This is a genomic window from Mycoplasma zalophi, from assembly GCF_018914005.1.
In the GTDB taxonomy this organism is placed as follows: Bacteria; Bacillota_I; Bacilli_A; order Mycoplasmatales; family Metamycoplasmataceae; genus Metamycoplasma; species Metamycoplasma zalophi_A.
The window spans coordinates 92,436-111,441 of the sequence record NZ_JAHMHI010000001.1; the positions used below are offsets into that span (position 1 = coordinate 92,436).

General features: G+C 23.0%; 15 protein-coding genes and 1 other RNA gene. 11 read left to right on the forward strand and 5 right to left on the reverse strand.

Translation table 4 applies throughout. The annotated features are described in order from the left end of the window. Together thiI and KQ877_RS00500 are read right to left on the reverse strand one after the other, a co-directional pair. Nucleotides 1-1,140, reverse strand: a complete 1,140-nt coding sequence (gene thiI / locus KQ877_RS00495) for a tRNA uracil 4-sulfurtransferase ThiI (protein ID WP_216535692.1) — start codon at nt 1,138-1,140, stop codon at nt 1-3. Beyond that, nucleotides 1,140-2,699 (reverse strand): septation ring formation regulator EzrA, encoded by a 1,560-nt coding sequence (locus tag KQ877_RS00500; RefSeq protein WP_216535693.1) that lies wholly within the window; start codon nt 2,697-2,699, stop codon nt 1,140-1,142. The genes thiI and KQ877_RS00500 overlap by 1 nt, the downstream gene beginning before the upstream one ends. A 390-nt stretch (nt 2,700-3,089) precedes the next feature. On the opposite strand from KQ877_RS00500, the gene rpsD reads away from it, so the two are divergent. The 9 genes from rpsD (at nt 3,090) to ligA (ending at nt 15,577) form a co-directional block, all read left to right on the forward strand. Further along, nucleotides 3,090-3,689: a 30S ribosomal protein S4 gene (gene rpsD / locus KQ877_RS00505; RefSeq protein ID WP_216488916.1), complete on the forward strand. Its 600-nt coding sequence runs from the start codon at nt 3,090-3,092 to the stop codon at nt 3,687-3,689. Between the two features lie 181 nt (nt 3,690-3,870). Further along, on the forward strand, nt 3,871-6,033 hold the full coding sequence (locus KQ877_RS04070; RefSeq protein WP_216535694.1) for a leucine-rich repeat domain-containing protein: 2,163 nt from the start codon (nt 3,871-3,873) through the stop codon (nt 6,031-6,033). Nucleotides 6,034-6,174: 141 nt separating this feature from the next. Next, complete coding sequence (locus tag KQ877_RS00515) at nt 6,175-7,638, forward strand: leucine-rich repeat protein (RefSeq protein ID WP_216535695.1); 1,464 nt, start codon at nt 6,175-6,177, stop codon at nt 7,636-7,638. A gap of 302 nt (nt 7,639-7,940) precedes the next feature. Next, nucleotides 7,941-8,201: a leucine-rich repeat protein gene (locus tag KQ877_RS00520; RefSeq protein WP_216535696.1), complete on the forward strand. Its 261-nt coding sequence runs from the start codon at nt 7,941-7,943 to the stop codon at nt 8,199-8,201. 1,124 nt (nt 8,202-9,325) lie between these two features. Then, nucleotides 9,326-10,765, forward strand: coding sequence for a coiled-coil domain-containing protein (locus KQ877_RS00525; RefSeq protein WP_216535697.1), 1,440 nt, complete (start codon nt 9,326-9,328; stop codon nt 10,763-10,765). A 158-nt stretch (nt 10,766-10,923) separates the two neighbouring features. Next, nucleotides 10,924-11,721 carry an energy-coupling factor transporter ATPase gene (locus KQ877_RS00530; protein ID WP_216488909.1) on the forward strand — a complete coding sequence of 266 codons (798 nt, stop codon included), beginning with the start codon at nt 10,924-10,926 and terminating at the stop codon, nt 11,719-11,721. After that, nucleotides 11,712-12,638, forward strand: coding sequence for an energy-coupling factor transporter ATPase (locus KQ877_RS00535; RefSeq protein WP_216488906.1), 927 nt, complete (start codon nt 11,712-11,714; stop codon nt 12,636-12,638). The genes KQ877_RS00530 and KQ877_RS00535 overlap by 10 nt, the downstream gene beginning before the upstream one ends. 1 nt (nt 12,639) lies before the next feature. Continuing rightward, nucleotides 12,640-13,569 carry an energy-coupling factor transporter transmembrane component T family protein gene (locus tag KQ877_RS00540; RefSeq protein ID WP_216535698.1) on the forward strand — a complete coding sequence of 310 codons (930 nt, stop codon included), beginning with the start codon at nt 12,640-12,642 and terminating at the stop codon, nt 13,567-13,569. Between the two features lies 1 nt (nt 13,570). Next, complete coding sequence (gene ligA, locus KQ877_RS00545; RefSeq protein WP_216535699.1) at nt 13,571-15,577, forward strand: NAD-dependent DNA ligase LigA; 2,007 nt, start codon at nt 13,571-13,573, stop codon at nt 15,575-15,577. Nucleotides 15,578-15,643: 66 nt separating this feature from the next. On the opposite strand, the gene pgsA is transcribed toward ligA, so the two are convergent. From pgsA to rnpB, 3 genes are all read right to left on the reverse strand, one after another. Further along, a complete protein-coding gene (gene pgsA, locus KQ877_RS00550) occupies nt 15,644-16,273 on the reverse strand; it encodes a CDP-diacylglycerol--glycerol-3-phosphate 3-phosphatidyltransferase (protein WP_216535700.1) in 630 nt (209 codons plus the stop codon). Next, nucleotides 16,263-16,829, reverse strand: coding sequence for an MHJ_0274 family protein (locus KQ877_RS00555; protein WP_216535701.1), 567 nt, complete (start codon nt 16,827-16,829; stop codon nt 16,263-16,265). Before KQ877_RS00555 ends, pgsA begins: the two co-directional genes overlap by 11 nt. 79 nt (nt 16,830-16,908) lie before the next feature. Then, nucleotides 16,909-17,207, reverse strand: an RNA gene (gene rnpB / locus KQ877_RS00560) — RNase P RNA component class B. 55 nt (nt 17,208-17,262) lie between these two features. On the opposite strand from rnpB, the gene KQ877_RS00565 reads away from it, so the two are divergent. Both KQ877_RS00565 and KQ877_RS00570 read left to right on the forward strand, forming a co-directional pair. Continuing rightward, nucleotides 17,263-17,751 carry an MAG0490 family ComEA-like DNA-binding protein gene (locus KQ877_RS00565; RefSeq protein WP_216535702.1) on the forward strand — a complete coding sequence of 163 codons (489 nt, stop codon included), beginning with the start codon at nt 17,263-17,265 and terminating at the stop codon, nt 17,749-17,751. Nucleotides 17,752-17,906: 155 nt separating this feature from the next. Next, on the forward strand, nt 17,907-18,995 hold the full coding sequence (locus tag KQ877_RS00570; protein ID WP_216535703.1) for an MAG0480 family ComEC-like protein: 1,089 nt from the start codon (nt 17,907-17,909) through the stop codon (nt 18,993-18,995). Nucleotides 18,996-19,006: the final 11 nt, after the last annotated feature.

Genomic DNA, 19,006 nt, shown 5'->3' on the forward strand with positions numbered 1-19,006 from the left:
CTATTTGTTTGTAAAATGATATATGGTCACATTTTCAATTGCTTCTGTCTCTAATTCCTTTAGTCTTGGCAATTCTTCTTCTAATTTTAGCGCTTCTTGCAAATTAGGTTTTGTAACTGGTTCTTTAGGAGCAAATAATTCACATGTTTCACAAGCTCTTCTTATACTTATTTCATAAGTGTTAATTTGCTCTGCTATTTTTATGGTATCATTTTTATCAAAACTTACCAAAGGTCTAAAAATTGGTAAATTTGTCACTTCTTGAATAACATTAATGCTTTCTAACGTTTGACTAGCTACTTGTGCTAAATTTTCACCATTAGATAATGCAGTATAATGAAATTTTTTTGCAATTGCATCAGCAATACGGTAAAAACTTCTTCTCATTAAAGTAATTTTGTATTTTTGATTAGAAACAAGTGCTAAATAATTCATTATTTTTGTGTAATTTATCTGAAATAATGTTGATTTTAATTGATATTTTGTAATTTGTGTAATTAATTCTTCTACTTTTTGAGTTGTGAAAAAATCAGTGTGTGGCGGAGTTATAAAGTTAATAAAATCAACTATTAATCCCCTTTTTTGCATTAAATTAGCAGCAACAGGACTATCAATTCCACCACTCATTAAATGCAGTGTTTTGCCGCTTATTCCAACAGGCATTCCACCTCTTGTATAATTATAATTTGAAAACACAAATGATTTTTTAGCTTTTATTTCAACATATATTGTTAAGTCAGAATCTTTTAATTGTACATATGAGTTTTCAAAATTTTTTAAAATTATTCCCCCTAATTTTTCATTAGTTTCTTGACTAGAAAACATAAAGTTTTTATCTGATCTTTTTGTCTGAATTCTAAAAGAATTAAATTTAAATTGTTTTGCTTCTTCTAATACACAGTTAACAATATTATCTCAAGTTGTATCTATTTCTTCAACAATGCTATAACTTGATAATCCAAAAATATATTGTAATTGATTTACGTTATTTTCAGAATAGCTAATAAAAGCACGATCAAAAGTTACAACTACTTCACCTTCCATTTTTTTCTTTAAATTATTCTCTAAAACTTTTATAAAATTAATTCTATTTTTACCCTTTAAAGTTAATTCCCCATATCTTAATAAGATTTTTTTCATTAGTTACTTCCTTTTTCTATGTGTTTATAAATTTTATCAACTGCTTCTATATATTTTTTAGATTCAATACTTTTTTCAATTTCCAAGCATAAATTATTAATATCTGGAATACTACTTCTATATCTATTAAAAAAAGTAATTGAAATTTGAAACAATTTATATGCTTTTATTTTTATACCAATTGATGCTTCCATTGCTTTTACTTTTAATACAAAATTTTCGACATCATCATTAAAAGCCTCAAAAATATAACTATTGTTTTGGTTTTTAATCCGAATTTTTTTGTTAAATTCTTTAATATTTTCAATATTTTTTCATTCAATATCTGTTAGTTCTAAATTTAAAGTTTTTAATTCAGCTTGCATAGCTAAAAATTTAAATTCATATTTTTTCATTTTTGAAATTACTTCATTTAATGGTGAAAATTGCTTTTTTAAATCCTGAATAACAATAAGCTGGTTATTTATTTCTTTTATTATAGTTAATAATTGCAATAACGCTTGCTGATTTGTAAATTTTGTTCCACTTATTAAAGTAAAAAAATCATCTCTAAAATCATTTTTTCATAAATTTTTGTATTTTAAAATGTTTTCTTCCATTGCGTATGTTAGTTGATTATTTTTTTTAAAAAATAGATAATCTTTTTTCAATTCTTGTTTTTTTTCTTCTAAATTTTTTAGTAAAGTTTCAACATTTTCTTTATTATAGGTAGTCTCTTTTAAGTATTTATATGCATTCTCTTCTATCTTAAATTCATGTATTATTTTATTTATTTCTTGTAAAAGGTTTGCAAACAATTCATTAATTTTTTTAGAATTTTTTAAATAATTTTTTTGTTCAAATAATTCTTGAAGACTTTTGATTCATTTTTCTATTTCAGATAATCTTTTTGTAATGTTGAATTTAACTATGAAATTTGTAAAACAATTTTGTTGTAATTTAGTTTTTATTTTAAAAAAATCATTTATTTTGGTATCCAAAAACATTTTTAAACCATAAGCTTCATTTAATATTTTTGAATAATTTAACAAAATTAAATTCAAGTTTTTTAAATTAGTAAAGTTTATATTGCTATTATTTTTTATAAATTCATTATTTTTAAAAAAATTATAGTTTTCACTCCATTGATTTTCAATTATCTGAATTTCTGAGTTAAAAAAAACGTATTTTTGTTCATTAATCTTAACATAACTGCTAAGTTTTCTAAAAAATGAAAATAACAAACGAGCGTGATGAATAATTAATTCAGTATTTTTTGTGTGTTTTTTAACAAAAGAATTAATGTTTTTTTCAAGTTGTGAAATTACTTTAATGTCTTTTTTACATTTTCTTAAACCCTTATCTATGTTTTTTATTTCTTTTAAAATAACTACTAGTTTTTTGTCAAAAGTAAAATGAATTGTATTTTTAAGAGTTGTTGAATAAAATACCAAACCAGAATGTTTTGCCTTAAATTTTGTATACATTTGCGCATATTGGTTGTATATTTTATTAAATTCAATATCATTTTTTGAAAACATTTCAAATTGAGTTAATGTTTGAGTAAAATTTTTTAGCACTTTGTCATTTTTTTTAGTTTTTAAAATAATTTTTTCTATTCCATATTTTTTATAATAATTAAAAATCCAAATATATCATAAAAACAAAACAGTAAATGTTAAAAAAATTAAGATTAAAATAGCTAAAAACAAACTTATTTTCATATATATTAATTTTATATAAATTAAACAAATAAACATAAAAAAACAAATTAAATTTGGAAAATAGTTTTTTTGCTAAAAAATAACACAATTTATAGTAAAATTTAAAAGCATTGACACAGCAATTGTACATAGTGTAAAATTTTTGAATTCTTAAGATTTGAGAGTAAGTTAGCTGTTATACTGAAATCATTAAAAACTTAATATTACAACTAGAGTGCAAAAAAGTCCTTGCAGAAAGGAAACAATATGTCTCGTTTTAGAGGATCAATATTTAAAAAATCTCGTCGTTATGGGATTTCATTATTAGAAACAGGAAAAGAATTCGCAAAAGGTAAACAACGTAAATACGCTCCAGGACAACACGGACAAAAACGTGCAAAATTAACTGACTATGGACTTCACTTATATGAAAAACAAAAAGTTCGTTTTATTTATGGAATAAATGAAAGACAATTTGAAAACACATTTAAAAAAGCTTCAAAAAAACAAGGTATTACCGGTACAAACTTCTTACAAATGTTAGAAACCAGATTAGATAATGTTGTTTATCGTGCTGGTTTTGCAAAAACAAGAAGACAAGCCCGTCAATTAGTAAATCATGGTCACTTTACTTTAAATGGTAAAAAAGCTAATATACCTTCAATGCAAGTTGCAATCGATTCAGTTATTGAATTAAAAGAAGGATCACGTCAAAATTCAGAAATTACACAAGCTATGACTGAAAGACAAGTTGCTGAATGAATTAAACGTGAAGAATTTAAAGCAACATTATTACGTCTACCTGAAAGAAAAGAATTAAATCCTGAAATCAATGAATCATTAATTGTTGAGTTCTACAACCACTAGAATTACCAAAAAACATCTTCGGATGTTTTTTTTATTTAAAAAATAAAAAATACTAATTTAATAATATGAAAATTAATAGTAATTAAAGAAAATATTTTGTAAATTTTGCTAAGTTAATAAATAAATTTCTTTTGTCAAAAGTTAAAAATGATAAAATTAAAACAGTTTTTATAGGAGGCTTATGAAATCAAAAAAAGCTTTAATTTTAATATCTATGGGTGTTGTTTCACTGCTAAGTCCATTGTTTTCATTATCATGCATCAAACCTAATGATAATGAAAATACTAAACAAACCTTAATAGTTGAAGAAAATAATTTAAAAGATTACATTAATAAGGGAATTATATTAGCAGTAAATAATTTCAATAAATTACCTGATATTGATTTAAATAACTTTGATCAAGAAAATACAATATTTTATTTAGTTAAACCAATTGAACAAAATTCAGTAAAATGAACATTGCCATATAAATTTGGCATAGGAAATCCTTTTGTTGATTTTTTAAACCAGAAAACTAAATTTAATATTGAATACATCGAATTATCTAATGCAACACAAATTGCAGATAATAGTTTTTCAAACCTTAAAAATCTAAAAGAAATTAATGCCCCTAACGTAATTGAAATAGGTTATGGAGCCATTGAAAATAGTAATTTACTTGAATTAATTAATATCCCTAATGCTAATAAAATTGCGCAAAACGCTTTTTATAACACTAAATTTTTAGAAAATCTAATTAATAAAAACCCACAAAAATTAGCAATTGTAAACAATGTTTTAATAAATGGTCAAAAAGCTAGTGGTAAAATCAATATTCCTAGCAATGTAACAATTATAAGTGATGGAGCCTTTGAAAATGCAGCCGAATTAATAAGCGCTAACATGCAAGGAATTGTACAGGTTGGTTATCGTGCTTTTTGAAATGCTAATTCTTTAAAAAGTATTAATTTACCCAATGCTGTTTCAATTGGTGATTGAGCTTTTGCACACGCAAAATCACTAACAAGTATTAGTTTACCTAATGCAACAGAAATAGGTGAAGGAAGCTTTAAGGATGCAAGTTCACTATGATTTATAAATATTCCAAAAGTAACAGAAATTAAAAATCGTGGTTTTGAAAACGCTATTTCATTAAAGATAATAAATTCACCCAATATAACTAAATTAGGTGACAGCGCTTTTGAAAATGCTAGTTCATTAATTGAAATAAATATCCCTAATGTAACTGAAATTGGACAAAGTGCATTTTACAATGCTAAATCACTTGAAAATTTAAACATACCTAATGTAACTCAAATTAATGAGCATGCTTTTAAAAATGCTAGTTCATTAAAAAATATTAAAATACCTAATGTCATTTTAATCGCAAAAAGAGCATTTGAAAATGTTAATTCATTAACTGAAGTTGATATACCCAACACTTTAAAAATTGATGACATGGCTTTTTATGGCGCAAGTTCTTTAGTTACTTTAAATGCTCCAAAAGTAAAAGAAATTGGAGAAAATGCTTTTTGAAATGCTAATTCATTGGTTAGTGTAAATGCAGATAATGTAATTGAAATTGGGCAAAGTGCTTTTGAAAATGCTAAATCATTAAAAAATTTAAATATTTTAGGTGTTGAAAAAATTAATAAAGATGCATTTAAAAATGCTACTTCATTAACAACATTAGAATTACCTAATATATTAGAAATTTCCGATAATGCATTTTATAATGCAACAGAATTATCAAAACTAAATGCCCCTAAAGTTATAACAATTGGTCAAAGTGCTTTTGAAAATGCTCAATCTTTAAAAAATATAAATATTTTAAGTGCTCAAGAAATTAAAAGAAATGCATTTAAAAATGCAAATTCGTTAATAAAAATTGACGCGCCTAACGTAACAAAAATAGGGCAAAGTGCTTTTGAAAATGTCACTTCATTACAAACATTAAATATGCCAAATGTAAGTGAAATTCCCACTAGAGCATTTAAAGACGCTAGATCATTAGAAAACATTAACATTGAAAATGCAACAGAAATAGGGCAAAGTGCTTTTGAAAATGCTAGTTCATTAACTGAATTAAATATACCTAATGTTACTTTAATAGATAGATATGCCTTTTTTGGCGCTAATTCTTTAGAACGCGTAAATGCAAGCAATGTAACTGAATTAGGTGAAAGTGCTTTTGATGATATCGGTTCACTGGAAATCTTAAATATACCTAAAATTTCAGTAATAAATGAGTATGCATTATACTATACATCAATTTCTCTTGAAGATTCTTCACTACCTACTGAAATAACAGAAAGCGTTTTAGAAAAACTAAAAACTGGAGAATACTGAGAAACAAACAGCTAGATACAACAAATAAGTATTGTCGTATTTTTTTGTATTAAAGAAATTTTAAAAAATATTAAAAAATTCTTACAATATTTAAAATGAATTGTTATTACTTTTAAAAAGTAAAGTATAATAAAATTAAATAAAAAAGGAAATAGTATGAGAGGAAAACGTAAAATTTGAATTATTATAGCTAGTTTATTAAGTGTTTTAACAATGACTACCACAACTTTTGTTGTAAAAGAGATACAACTAAATAATTTAATAAAAAAACAAAGTGCATTGTGAAGCAATTTAGAAAAACTACAAAATAACATCTTCAAACAAGATTATTTTTGAAATTCAAAAATTCAAAACATTTTAGATAAAAATATTGTTTTAAATGCTTTTAAGGAAAATTTTCAAGATGTTAAAAGAAAAATTAATAACCTTGATACTGAATTAAGAAAATACTATGAAATTAGTAATAAAATACAAACAGAAAACATGGAACAAGATTTTATCAAATATAATAAGGTTTCCGAAGAAGTGAAATCATATATAAATAAAAATTTAAGTGAAGAACGGTTTCAAAAAGTAAAGCAAGCGCTTGAAGAAACAGAAAAAAGAACTAGTGAAATTATACACACAGAACCCACAGAAAATAAAACAATAGCACAAACGAGTATTTTGCAAAATGCTTTAGACAAGGCAAAATTACATGGCATAGCAACCAAAGATAACGAATATAATTATTTAGAAATAAATCAAAGTAATTTGAAAAAATATATCGATGAAGGATTTATTTTCGCAAGACCAAAGGATAGTAATTCAACAACTGATTATAAAAAATACTTATATACTTACAAAGATTTACAAAAGTATGAAATGAATGAATTAAAATTTGTATTTACTAAGAACATACCTAATGTAGATGCTATTAACTGAACTTTAGAAAATGATTTTGAAATTAATGAATTTTCTAAAACTAAAATAACACTTAAACATTTAAAATTACAAAATGTTAAAAAAATAAATGAATCGAGTTTTTCTAACGCTAGTGAATTGTTGACATTGGATTTACCAAATGTAATAATGGTAAGTAACGATTCGTTTCATAGGAGAATTCCACTAGTGAGTGTAAAAGCACCAAAATTAAAATGAGTAGATAAGACAACTTTTGGCGAGATTTTTTTAGATGTGCTAATAGAGTCAGATAAAAATAAATTAGCAATTTTTAATGATGTAATCATTGATGGAACTAGAGCAAAGGGAAATATTGTAGTACCAGATAATATTACTACAATTTCAACCAAAGCTTTTATAAGTAACAAACAATTAATCAGTATTGATTTACAAAATGTTGTTGACGTTGAAAATTTGGCATTCATAAATAACATAAATTTAATAAAATTTAACGCTCCAAAATTAAGAATAATAAAAAGTGGTGCATTAAGTTTAAATGAATTATTAACAGGAATATACGCCCCTAATGTCGAAGCATTTGAAACAAATTCAATTAGAAATTCTGGAATAACATTCGAAAATTCCACTTTAACAAAAGAAATAACAAAAAATATCTTTAATGCCATTAAAGAAGGTTCAGCATGAAAAGTAAATAAAACAAAAAACTCCACAGAATAATTTATAAATGTAAGTTCAAGAAAAAAATCTTGAGCTTTTTTATACATAAATGTTTAACAAATAAAATAATTATTTATTCAATTAATATGCAATTAAATAACTTTACAACAAGTTATATTTTTTAATTTTAATATCATGTTAATTAGAATAAATTTTTAAAAGATATACCATATTTCTTCAATTGATTTTATGATATTAATACACATTATACAACATGTTAAAAATTAAAACTTTATATTGCAAATACCCGAAAAATAATCATTTGCCTTACAAGATGTAAATTTATAAATCAAGCAGTCATTATGTCGCTATTTAAAGTGAAAAATGCTAGTGGTAAAAATATTTCAGATTATGTAAGAATAATAAGTAATGGCACCTTCGAAAATGCAATTAAACTAATAAGTGTTAATATGTCAAATGTCATAGAAATTGGTTACCAAGCTTTTTTAGGTGATAATTCTTTAAAAAGTGTTAATTTATCTAGCACTATTTTAATAGATGACCGAACTTTTTCACACATAAAATCACCAACAAGCATTAATTTACCTAATACAAAAAAATAGGTGAAGAAAGTTTTAATGATACGAGTTCATTATGATTTATAAATATTCCCAACATAATAGAAATTAAAAATAGAGCTTTTGAAAATGCTAGTTCATTAACACAATTAAACATATCTAACGTTACTTTAATAGATAGATATGCTTTTTTGGTGCTAATTCTTTAGAACGCGTAAATGCAAACAATGTAACTGAATTAGGTGAAAGTACTTTTGATGATATTAGTTCACTAGAAATCTTAAATATGCCTAAAATTTAAGTAATAAATAAGTATACATTATACTATAACATCAATTTCACTCGAAGATTCTTCGCTATCTATTGAAATAACTAAAAGTGTTTTAGAAAAATTAAAAAATCAAGAATACTGAGAAGCTAATAACTAATTTATTACCTTTTTTTATTCTAAAAAATATTCAATTCATAAAATAAAATTTGAAATCTGCAACTATAACTTTGCGGTTTTTTATTTATTTAAACAAATATAAAATTTCAAGCATGAATAAATTTATTTTAACATTTAAAAAAAATAAATATAAATTAACAAAATGTAACTACAAAAAATATTTATTTTTTATTTAAGTTATAAAAATAAAAAACCAGAAAAATTTAAGATAAAGTAAAAAATAATGTAAAAGTCTATAAATGCTAAAAAATCAAAATGTAATTCACATAAAACTTTGCACTTCAAAATTAATAATGATGTTTTTTACTACACAATTTAATGGCTATAAACTCTCAACTATTGCTGAGATATTTTTTATTTAAGTATTAAAAAAGTAAAAATGATATCTATTGATATACTTAATATGTTATTAAATTTTGAAATGTTTTTGTCATATACTAATTTCCGATAAAAAATTACTAAAACCATATTTACATATAAACTAAAAAAGTAAATTTATTGCATTATACATTAAATTGCCATATTAAACATATTAAAATATTTACTCAACTTGTATGCAAATAATTAATGATATTTAATAGCATTAATATTGAACACTTAATATTTTTACAACACTCTATAATATGCTAAAATAATTATTGTAACTATAGTCACGAGCAAAGATAAAACTATTTAAAAATTAACCAATAAATTATATTTTAATAAATTTAAGGATAACATAATGACAAATAAAAATGACAAACGCAAGAAAAATATAATGGTTATTTTATTAATCATTCTCACTTCTATGTTAATTGCAACAATATCAATTTCAACTAGCACCCATATTAAAAATGCTAATAATTATAAAAAAGAGGATATTGAAAATAAAAATTCTTTAAAAGCACTTGAAACGAAAATAGAAGATAAAAATAAAAAAATAGAAGATTTAAAAGTAAAGTTAAAAGATAGTGATATAACAAAAGAGCAAAATAGTAATTTAAAATCTCAAATCAATAATTTAAATTCAGAAGTAAGTAATCTCAACAACAAAATTATGATTTTAGAGCCATCAATAGAAGAAAAAAATAACGAAATACAAGATTTAAAAACTAAATTAGTAGATGCAAATTATGGAAAGCGAGAAGACGTTGATGTTAAAAACTTTTCAAATAACAATTTTGGTATGACTTTGTCAACTATATATAAATCACAGATAAATACAGATCCACTTGAAGAAATTAATGATAAAAACTTTTCATCAAGACTTACATTGAAAAAAAATACTTCAAGTAGTAATATTAATAAAAAAGAACTATTATTAGAATTTAATGAGGGTTATATAAAAAATTTTTTAAATAATGATTCCTACAAAATGTATATAAAAGAAGAAAATAATAAAACCTATTTAAAATGATCAGCATTATTAATTATGGTTATAGTAGAACATAATTTAATTAACAATAATTTAAACAGAATATTTCCTTTTTCTTTAGAAAATTCAATTTTAAAAATTTCATATTTAGATAAAAACTTAAAAGTACATTCAAAAGAAATTACAATTAATACCAGAAATAATAATAATGACGAAAATAGTAATGAAATCATTGACTTTGATTTTATTTATAGTAATAAAGAATACTATAGATTTGTTGTTGAAATTAAACCGTTCATAAATACAGTTGAAAATTATTCTGATTATTCAATTTATGCAGAGTGAAATAATCCAAAACAATATAAATATACTATAAATAACGATTGAAATATATCCAATTACAACGATGATAAAGATGTATCTTTAACAGATGATGTAAAACTATATTGAAAAGATTATCAACCTAAAAACTCTGAAAATGATATGCCTGCATACCTAGATGTAATATTACATTTATCACGCAAAAAACAATTAGAAATAATAGAAAATATTAAAAAGAACATTCCAATAGAAAAACAAATAAAAGATATATTATTTGCTGAATTATCTAAAAAAGATTTTTATCAAAAAATAGACAATTCAAACAAAAAACTATTAATATCATGAAAATATATACTTGATGATGATAATCAATATAATATATCTTCTATTATCACTGATGATAATACAACCAACAGTCAACCATTTGAATATGACAAATACAGTTTTTTCGTCAATGTATTTAGAATAAATTTTGCAGACAAATAATATTTTTCTTATATAAAAACATTCATTTTTTATTGAATGTTTTTTTAATGCCTTAGCTAGTAAATTAATATTTTGATATTAAATAAAAACTAATATTTTTTAATAATTTTATTAAGTGATTTTATTATATTAATATATATTAATATATAATTTACAATATGATAAAAATTAAAGATTTATATTACAAATACCCAGAAAGTCAATCATTTGCTTTACAAGGTGTAAATTTAGAAATTCAAACAGGTCACTATGTGGCTATTTTAGGTCATAACGGTAGTGGAAAAAGCACACTTTCAAAATTAATTAGTGCAATTTACAAAGCTACTGAAGGTGAAATTTGAATTGATGACATTATATATTCAAAAGAAAATTTAAAAAAAATAAGACAAAAAATCGGGATTATTTTTCAAAACCCTGATAACCAATTTGTTGGCGCAACTGTTGAAGATGATATTGCTTTTGGTTTAGAAAATAAACATGTTCCAAGAGAACAAATGAAAGAATTAATTCATAAATATGCAAAATTAGTTTCAATGGATGATTCTTTAGATCGTGAACCATCTAACTTAAGTGGTGGACAAAAACAAAGAGTAGCTATAGCATCTACATTAGCTCTTGATCCTGATATTATTATTTTCGATGAAGTTACTAGTATGTTAGATCCAAAAGGAAAAGAAGATATCCTTGAAATTATTCATAACTTACACAGAAATACAAACAAAATATTAATTTCAATCACACATGATATGGATGAAGCTGTTTTAGCTGATGAACTTTTAGTATTTAGTGGTGGAAAATTAGTTGCAAGTGGTTCTCCGAAAGAAATTTTAAAAAATAAAGAAATAGTTGAACTTGCTAAAATTGACTCACCTTTTATTTATAAATTATCTGAAATGATTGATGGAATTGAACCAACCTATGATGAAAAAGTTTTAATTGAGGAAATATGCAAATAGAAGTAAATAATATTTCAAAAGAATTTGATAAAAAATTACCAACTCATATCAAAGTATTAAAAGATATAAATATAAATTTTGATGAAGGTGAAATGATTTCAATAATAGGACATACAGGAAGTGGTAAAACAACCTTTATTGAACATTTAAATGCATTATTATTACCTGATTCAGGTATGATAAAATTCAAAAACATAAATGTACCACACAAAAAACTTTTTAGCAAAAAACAAGAAATTCAATTGGTTGAAACAGATATAGAAATAGTAAATACAAAAAGAAAAATTAAAAATATTAAAAGTGTAAGAAAAGAAGTAGGTGTTGTTTTTCAATTTGCTGAATATCAATTATTTGAAAATACAATTGAAAAAGATATTATCTTTGGTCCCGTTTCAATGGGTGTTCCTGTTGAAAAAGCAAAGCAACTTGCTAGAAAATATTTAGAAATGGTCGGTTTGCCTGAATCTTATCTTGATAAAAGCCCTTTCAATTTAAGTGGGGGGCAAAAAAGAAGAGTTGCACTAGCGGGTATTTTGGCAATGGAACCTAAATTTTTAATTTTAGATGAACCAACAGCTGGTTTAGATCCTGTTGGTGTTGAATCAATGTTACAATTATTTAGTGATTTAAACAAAAAAGAAAACAAAGCAGTAATTATTGTAACTCATGATCTAGATAATGCTCTAAGATGAACAAAACGTTGCATTATGTTTAAAAATGGCGAAATCATTAAAGACGATGAAACATATAAAGTTTTAAATGATGAAAAATTTTTAATTGAAAATAACCTAAAAGCCACTCAACTTCTTACTTTTGTAAACAAATTAAAAGCTCGCGGAATTAATTTAGGAAAAATAACAAACATAAATGAATTGGCAGATGCAATAAATAAAAAATTAAAAAACAATAAGGAGTAAAATGAACGCAATTATAGGTAAATTTGTTAATATTGACACCATAATTCACAAAATGGATCCTAGATTAAAATTTATAGCTAATATTTTATTTATTGTTTTATTTTTCTTAGCTGATACTTTTGTTATTTTAAGCGCACTGCTTATTTGTGTTATGATTTTTTATTTAATTGCAACAAGATCATTTAGAACTTTAATAAGAAAATTTAAATTACCAATTTATATCGGATTATTTTTATTAGCCATAAATGTTTTTACAATCAAGGGTGTTGCTGAAAATTATATTCCGATTGCAAATGATGGTGGAGTTGATGATTTTGTTATTTATAGAAATTATATGATTATAAATGACATTTACTGAGCTCCATTTGGAAATGATAATATTTTTCAAATAACTAAATTTTCTTTAATTAGATCAGCAAGTATTACATTAAGAATTTATGGGGTTATTTTAATTACAACTATTTTAACTTTTACAACAAAAAGCGTGCTTTTAACAAAAGCAATCAATGATTTATTAAAACCTTTAAAATTAATTAAATTTCCAAGCGAAATTATTACGATGATAATTAACATAGCACTGAGATTTATTCCTACACTTTTAGATGAAGCAAATAGAATTATGAAAGCTCAATCATCACGTGGAGTTGATTTTAAAAATGGACATGGAAAAGATAAAGTAAAAGCTTTTTTAACTTTAATTGTTCCATTGTTTGTTTCATCATTTTCAAAAGCTAATGATTTAAGTGATGCTATGGTTGTTAGAGGATATGAACCATATTCAAAAAGAACTCAATATAGAATTTTAGAAGCTAAATGATTTGACATTGTTGCAACAATTATATTAATGTTAATTACAACAATGGTAATTGTGTTTCAAATTTCTGCAGTTCCTGTTCCTGAATGATTTGCAAATACTTTTGTAAAGGTTTAATATGGAAAATAACACAAATAAAAAAATCAAAGAAGAAATTATTTTACTTCAAGAAAAAATTCAAGCGTGAAATCACGCTTATTTTGATTTAGATGATCCAGTTGTTGAAGATGCAATTTATGATAAAGAAATCATTAAACTAAAAAACTTAGAACAAGAATATAGTTTTTTATTTACTGAAGATGAATTAGCACAAAGCCCAACACATATAATAGGTTCTTCAGTATCAAATGCTTTTCAAAAAGTAACTCATGATTTTCCAATGCTTTCATTACAAAAATCATACGAAAAAGAAGAATTACAACACTGAATTGAAAACATTAATAAAGTTTCATTTGATGTTAGTTATTTTATTGAACCAAAAATAGATGGTTTAAGTATTTCTTTAAAATATAAAAATGGAAAATTGATTCAAGCCGTTACAAGAGGTGATGGTTATATTGGGGAAGATGTAACACATAATATTTTAACTATTAAAGAACTTCCTAAACAAATTGATTATTTAAAAGAAATTGAAATTCGTGGTGAAGTTTATTTAAAACTTTCTGAATTTGAAAAATTAAATCTTGAATTAAAAAAAGAAAATAAACAGCAGCTTGCAAACCCAAGAAATGCAGCAAGTGGTTCACTTAGACAACTTAATCCAGAAATAACAAAAACAAGAAATTTATCAATATATTTATACAATATTCAAGAACCACATGAACACGAAATTTATAGTGTAGATGAAACAAGAAAATGACTAAAAAATCATAATTTTCCAGTAACAGATGAAGGTAAGGTTGTATTTAATATAAATGAAATGTTAAAATGAATTAATGATTTTAAATTCAAAAAAACACTTTTAGATTACGAAACTGATGGAATAGTAATTAAATTAAATGAAATTAAATATTACAATTTGTTAGGAACTACACAAAAATTTCCACGTTATGCAATAGCATATAAATATGAACCAAATACAGCTACAACTGTTTTAAAAGATATTTTTATTACAATAGGAAGAACTGGAATGGTAACTTATAACGCTACTTTAGAAAATGTTTTTTTAGGTGGTTCAAACATTCAAGCAGCAACCCTTCATAATTATGATTATATAAAGAAATTAAAAATAGATATAGGCGATTTAGTTTATATAAAAAAAGCAGGAGAAATTATTCCTAAAGTAATTTCAACAGTTCATTCAAAATCTCAAACTAATTTTCAAAAAATTTTACACTGTCCATTTTGTAATAGTTTATTAGAAGAAAGTGATACAGGTATTGACCAGTTTTGTGTAAATGAAGATTGTAAAGAAGTAAAATTAAAAAAAATGATTCATTTTACTTCAAAAACCGCAATGGATATTTTGACACTAGGAGAAAGAAATATTGAAATTCTTTATAATTTAGGTTTAGTCAATTCTTTTAGTGATATTTATAAATTAAAAGATAAATATGATGAATTAATTAAAATTGAGAGATTTGGAACAAAATCAGTTGAAAAAATGCTTCAAAGCATTGAAGATTCTAAAAATCAAGATTTAAGCAGTTTAATTCATGCAATTTCTATAAAATTAGTGGGTGAAAAAGTTTCTTATTTTTTAGCATCAAAAATCCAAGAATTTAAAAATCTTTTAGATTTTGATTTTGATTCTTTAATAACTTATCACGAAATAGGAGAAAAAATTATTCATAGTTTAAAAGAATTTACTGCAAATTCAAAAAACAGACAAATGATTCAAGAATTAGTTGATTTAGGCTTAAACCTAAAACACAAAAATCAAATAAATTCTTTTAGTTTAATGAACCAATCATTTGTAATTACAGGTACATTATCACAACCTAGGCCTTCAATTGAAAAGATTCTTATTTCAAAAGGTGCAAAAGTTTCAAGTTCTGTAACTAAAAATACTTCATATTTATTAATTGGTGAAAAACCAGGCTCAAAACTCGCTAAAGCAAAAGCTCTTAATGTAAAAATAATTACTGAACAACAACTTTTTGAAGAAATATTACAAGAAAATTAATAAAAAATAAAGTTAACTGCAAAGTTAACTTTTTTAATAAAATTCAACATAATAACTAACTTTAAACTACTTAATTTTAAAGTGAGGATCTTTTAAATAAGAAGAAATATAGATATAACCGCTTATGTAACTAACTATTAAAGTAGCAATTAACGGTAAAGTTATTAAAAATAAGTATAAATTAATATTTTGTAGTGCATTGCGTCAAATAATTGGTGCAAATAAACCAATTATTACAAGTGATACGCTCATCATAATAGTTTTAATTTTTCCTCATATATTAGCTTGTACCGAAATATTTAATGATGCAGCATATATTCTTATTCCATCAACAACGATATCTCTTAAAACTAATAAAATAACAATAACTATAAAATAAACAGTATTAATTTGTAAGATTAAACTAATTAACATACTAGTTGTAATTAATTTATCAGCAATAGGATCAAATATTTTACCAAAAGTACTAACTACATTTCATTTTCTTGCTAAGTAACCATCTAAATAATCAGTTATCATTGCAAAAATAAAAACAACTAATAATAAATATGGAATAACTAGTGATGAAGGCAGCAAGCTATAATAACTTATATTTTGAATAACGATTGCATGAATAATTAATAAAATAACAAAAATAATTACTGAAGCTAATCTTGAAATTGTTAAAATATTAGGAATATTTTTTTTATTTTTCATAGAATTTTCTTTCAATGCTTTCTTTTACATTTTTTTCATAATTTAAAAATAAATCATCTTTTTCTAATTGTTCATAAAGATTGTTAAAATATTCAATCTCTTTAACACAAGATTTATATCAGGTACTTGCATTTGTATTAATTAAAGTTTTAATATTTTTTATAAAATCTTGGTATTTTTCAGATTCTTTAAAGTCATTAAAATCTTCGCGGTTATAAAGAGTACTTAAAAGATTTTTAGCACCGTCTTTAATTTCTTGCATTTTGTATTTTCCAATACTTGGAACAAAATTTTTAACTTGATTGTTTGTATATTTAATTATTTCAGTAATTGAAATAACATATTCACGATAAATTTCTTTATTTATTGTTGATTTTTCTTTTAATTTTTTGATTTCTTTTCTTTTTGTAACTATTTGTTTAATTATTTTATATAAAATATATGAAACAATTAAAGCTAAAATAAGTGCTAAAATAAGATACATTAATCAACTATTTGCACTAAGTAAACCACCATCTTGTGCTGATTCTTCACGTGATACATATAAATTTGTCATCTTTCCTCCATGATTCTTTTTAAATTATATTTTATTTTTATCAAAAATAAAAAAATACACTATTAAAATAGTGTATTAGCTCTATAAACCCCTTTTTGTACCTTAAATTTAAGGCGCCAATTATTTATCTAGAATAAAAATATTCTCCCGAAATTAGTTCATTTCCCTTTTTCAGGCTCCAATACCATAATTTTTGTTTCTGACTCATGAAGTTTAACCTTTTCACTCTTACTATAAATAGCAGACCTTGTTTCTGTGTCACTAGTTGTTAGTATAAATACTACCTGAATTTATTAGACTCAGCATGAACACTACTTTCATCGCAGAAAGTGCCAGTGGGGATTTTCCTCTACATTGCTGCAGCAATTGGCCAAGCTTAATAAAATTATATTATAATTTTTTATTTTTTTTTAGATTTTTTACTTTTAATAATGTGAAGATAAATAGAAAAAATATATTATTAATTTTTGTAATTATTTGCATTATTGGAGGGGTTTTTGTTACCAATAGTCTAAAAATAAATAAACAACAAATAACTTTAACAATAAAAAGAAAAGTCATAAATTTATCAGGTGCTATTGAAGTTCCTGGCTTATATGTAATAACTGAGAAAGAAGATCTAAAACATCTTTTATTCAGAGCAAAAGTTTTACATATTGCTGATTTTAAAAATATTGATTACAATATGCAAATTTTTAAATTATCAACTTTATACATTCCTTTTGATACATCTAAAAAAATTTCCTATAAATATATAAAATCTCCTGATTTTTTTATACAAATAAAAATAAGAAAAAAGCAAGCTGATATACTATTTAAATACTTTCAGAATGCAAAAAATCCAACATGAGATGAAATAGAAAATATATATGGAATTGGCAAAGTAGCTTTAAAGAATTTACAAGAACATATTTTAATTTAGTTACTTTTCAATCAAGTTTTTTATCAGTTTTATTTTTATATTTATCAATATTTTTGAGTATTTATTGAGTATTTGGAGTAATATTTCTCTTTTTTTGAAATTTTAAAAACAAAAAATTTTGAAAAGTATTTATCTTATTTTTAATTATTTTTTTATTGTTTTTTGTAATAAGTTTTATTATATGAAACAACATCAAAATATTAAATGGAAATTTTAGGGTTGAACATGTTTTTAAAAATGGGTTTGCAATTAATGTTGCAAATAAAAAATTTTTCGCTTATTACAAAATAAATAATAATGTTGATTTTGTTTATTTAAATTCAGTAATTGAAAAAATAAATAAAACAAATAAAGATTTTTTATTCTTAAAAAATATGCAAATTGATTTTATTTTAAAAATCATAGATATAAAAGAAAATGAAAATACATCAATTTTTAATTTTTTTAAAGTTATTATTCAAAAAAACACAGATATTTCACAAGAATTTCTTAATTATTTTCTTTTTGCTAAAAAGTTAAATGTTGAAAATATTTATCAAAAAATTAAGAATTTAAATATTGTTCATTTATTTGTAGTTAGTGGATATCATTTTTTTATAATTTATTTTATCTTTAAAAAAGTTTTTTCTAAAGTAAAACTTTTAAATAAAATAGATGATTTTATCATAATTTTAATACTTAGTTTTTATATTTATTTACTGAATTTTAATTTACCTTCAGTTAGAGTTTATACATATTTTCTTTTTAAATTAATATTAATTAAAATTCTTAAATGTAAATTTAGCAATTTACAAATATTTGTAATTTCTGCTTTATTAAATTTTTCTTTTAAACCTAATTCAATATCTTCTCTTTCTTTTATTTTAAGTTTTGGTCTTAGTTATATAGGTTTAAAAATGCAAATGTTAAATACTAAATATAAAACACTAAAATTTAGTTTAATTTGTTATTTATTTTCAATTTGTGTAATGAGTCAAATCAATAATAAATTCAATGTTTTTGGGTTTATATTTCAGTATATTTTCAACTTTATAGTGATATTTTATTATATTTACTCACTTTTATTTTTTTGATTTTTCTATTTAAATAATATAGTCTATGATTTTTTATTTCAGTTAATTGAAAAAGCAAATCAAATAAGTATTTATTTTGATTTTTTAAAGCTAAATTTAGCATATGCATTGATATTTTGGATATCAATTAATTTTTGATTAACATATAAAAAAATAAAACAAAATAACTAATTTTTTAAATG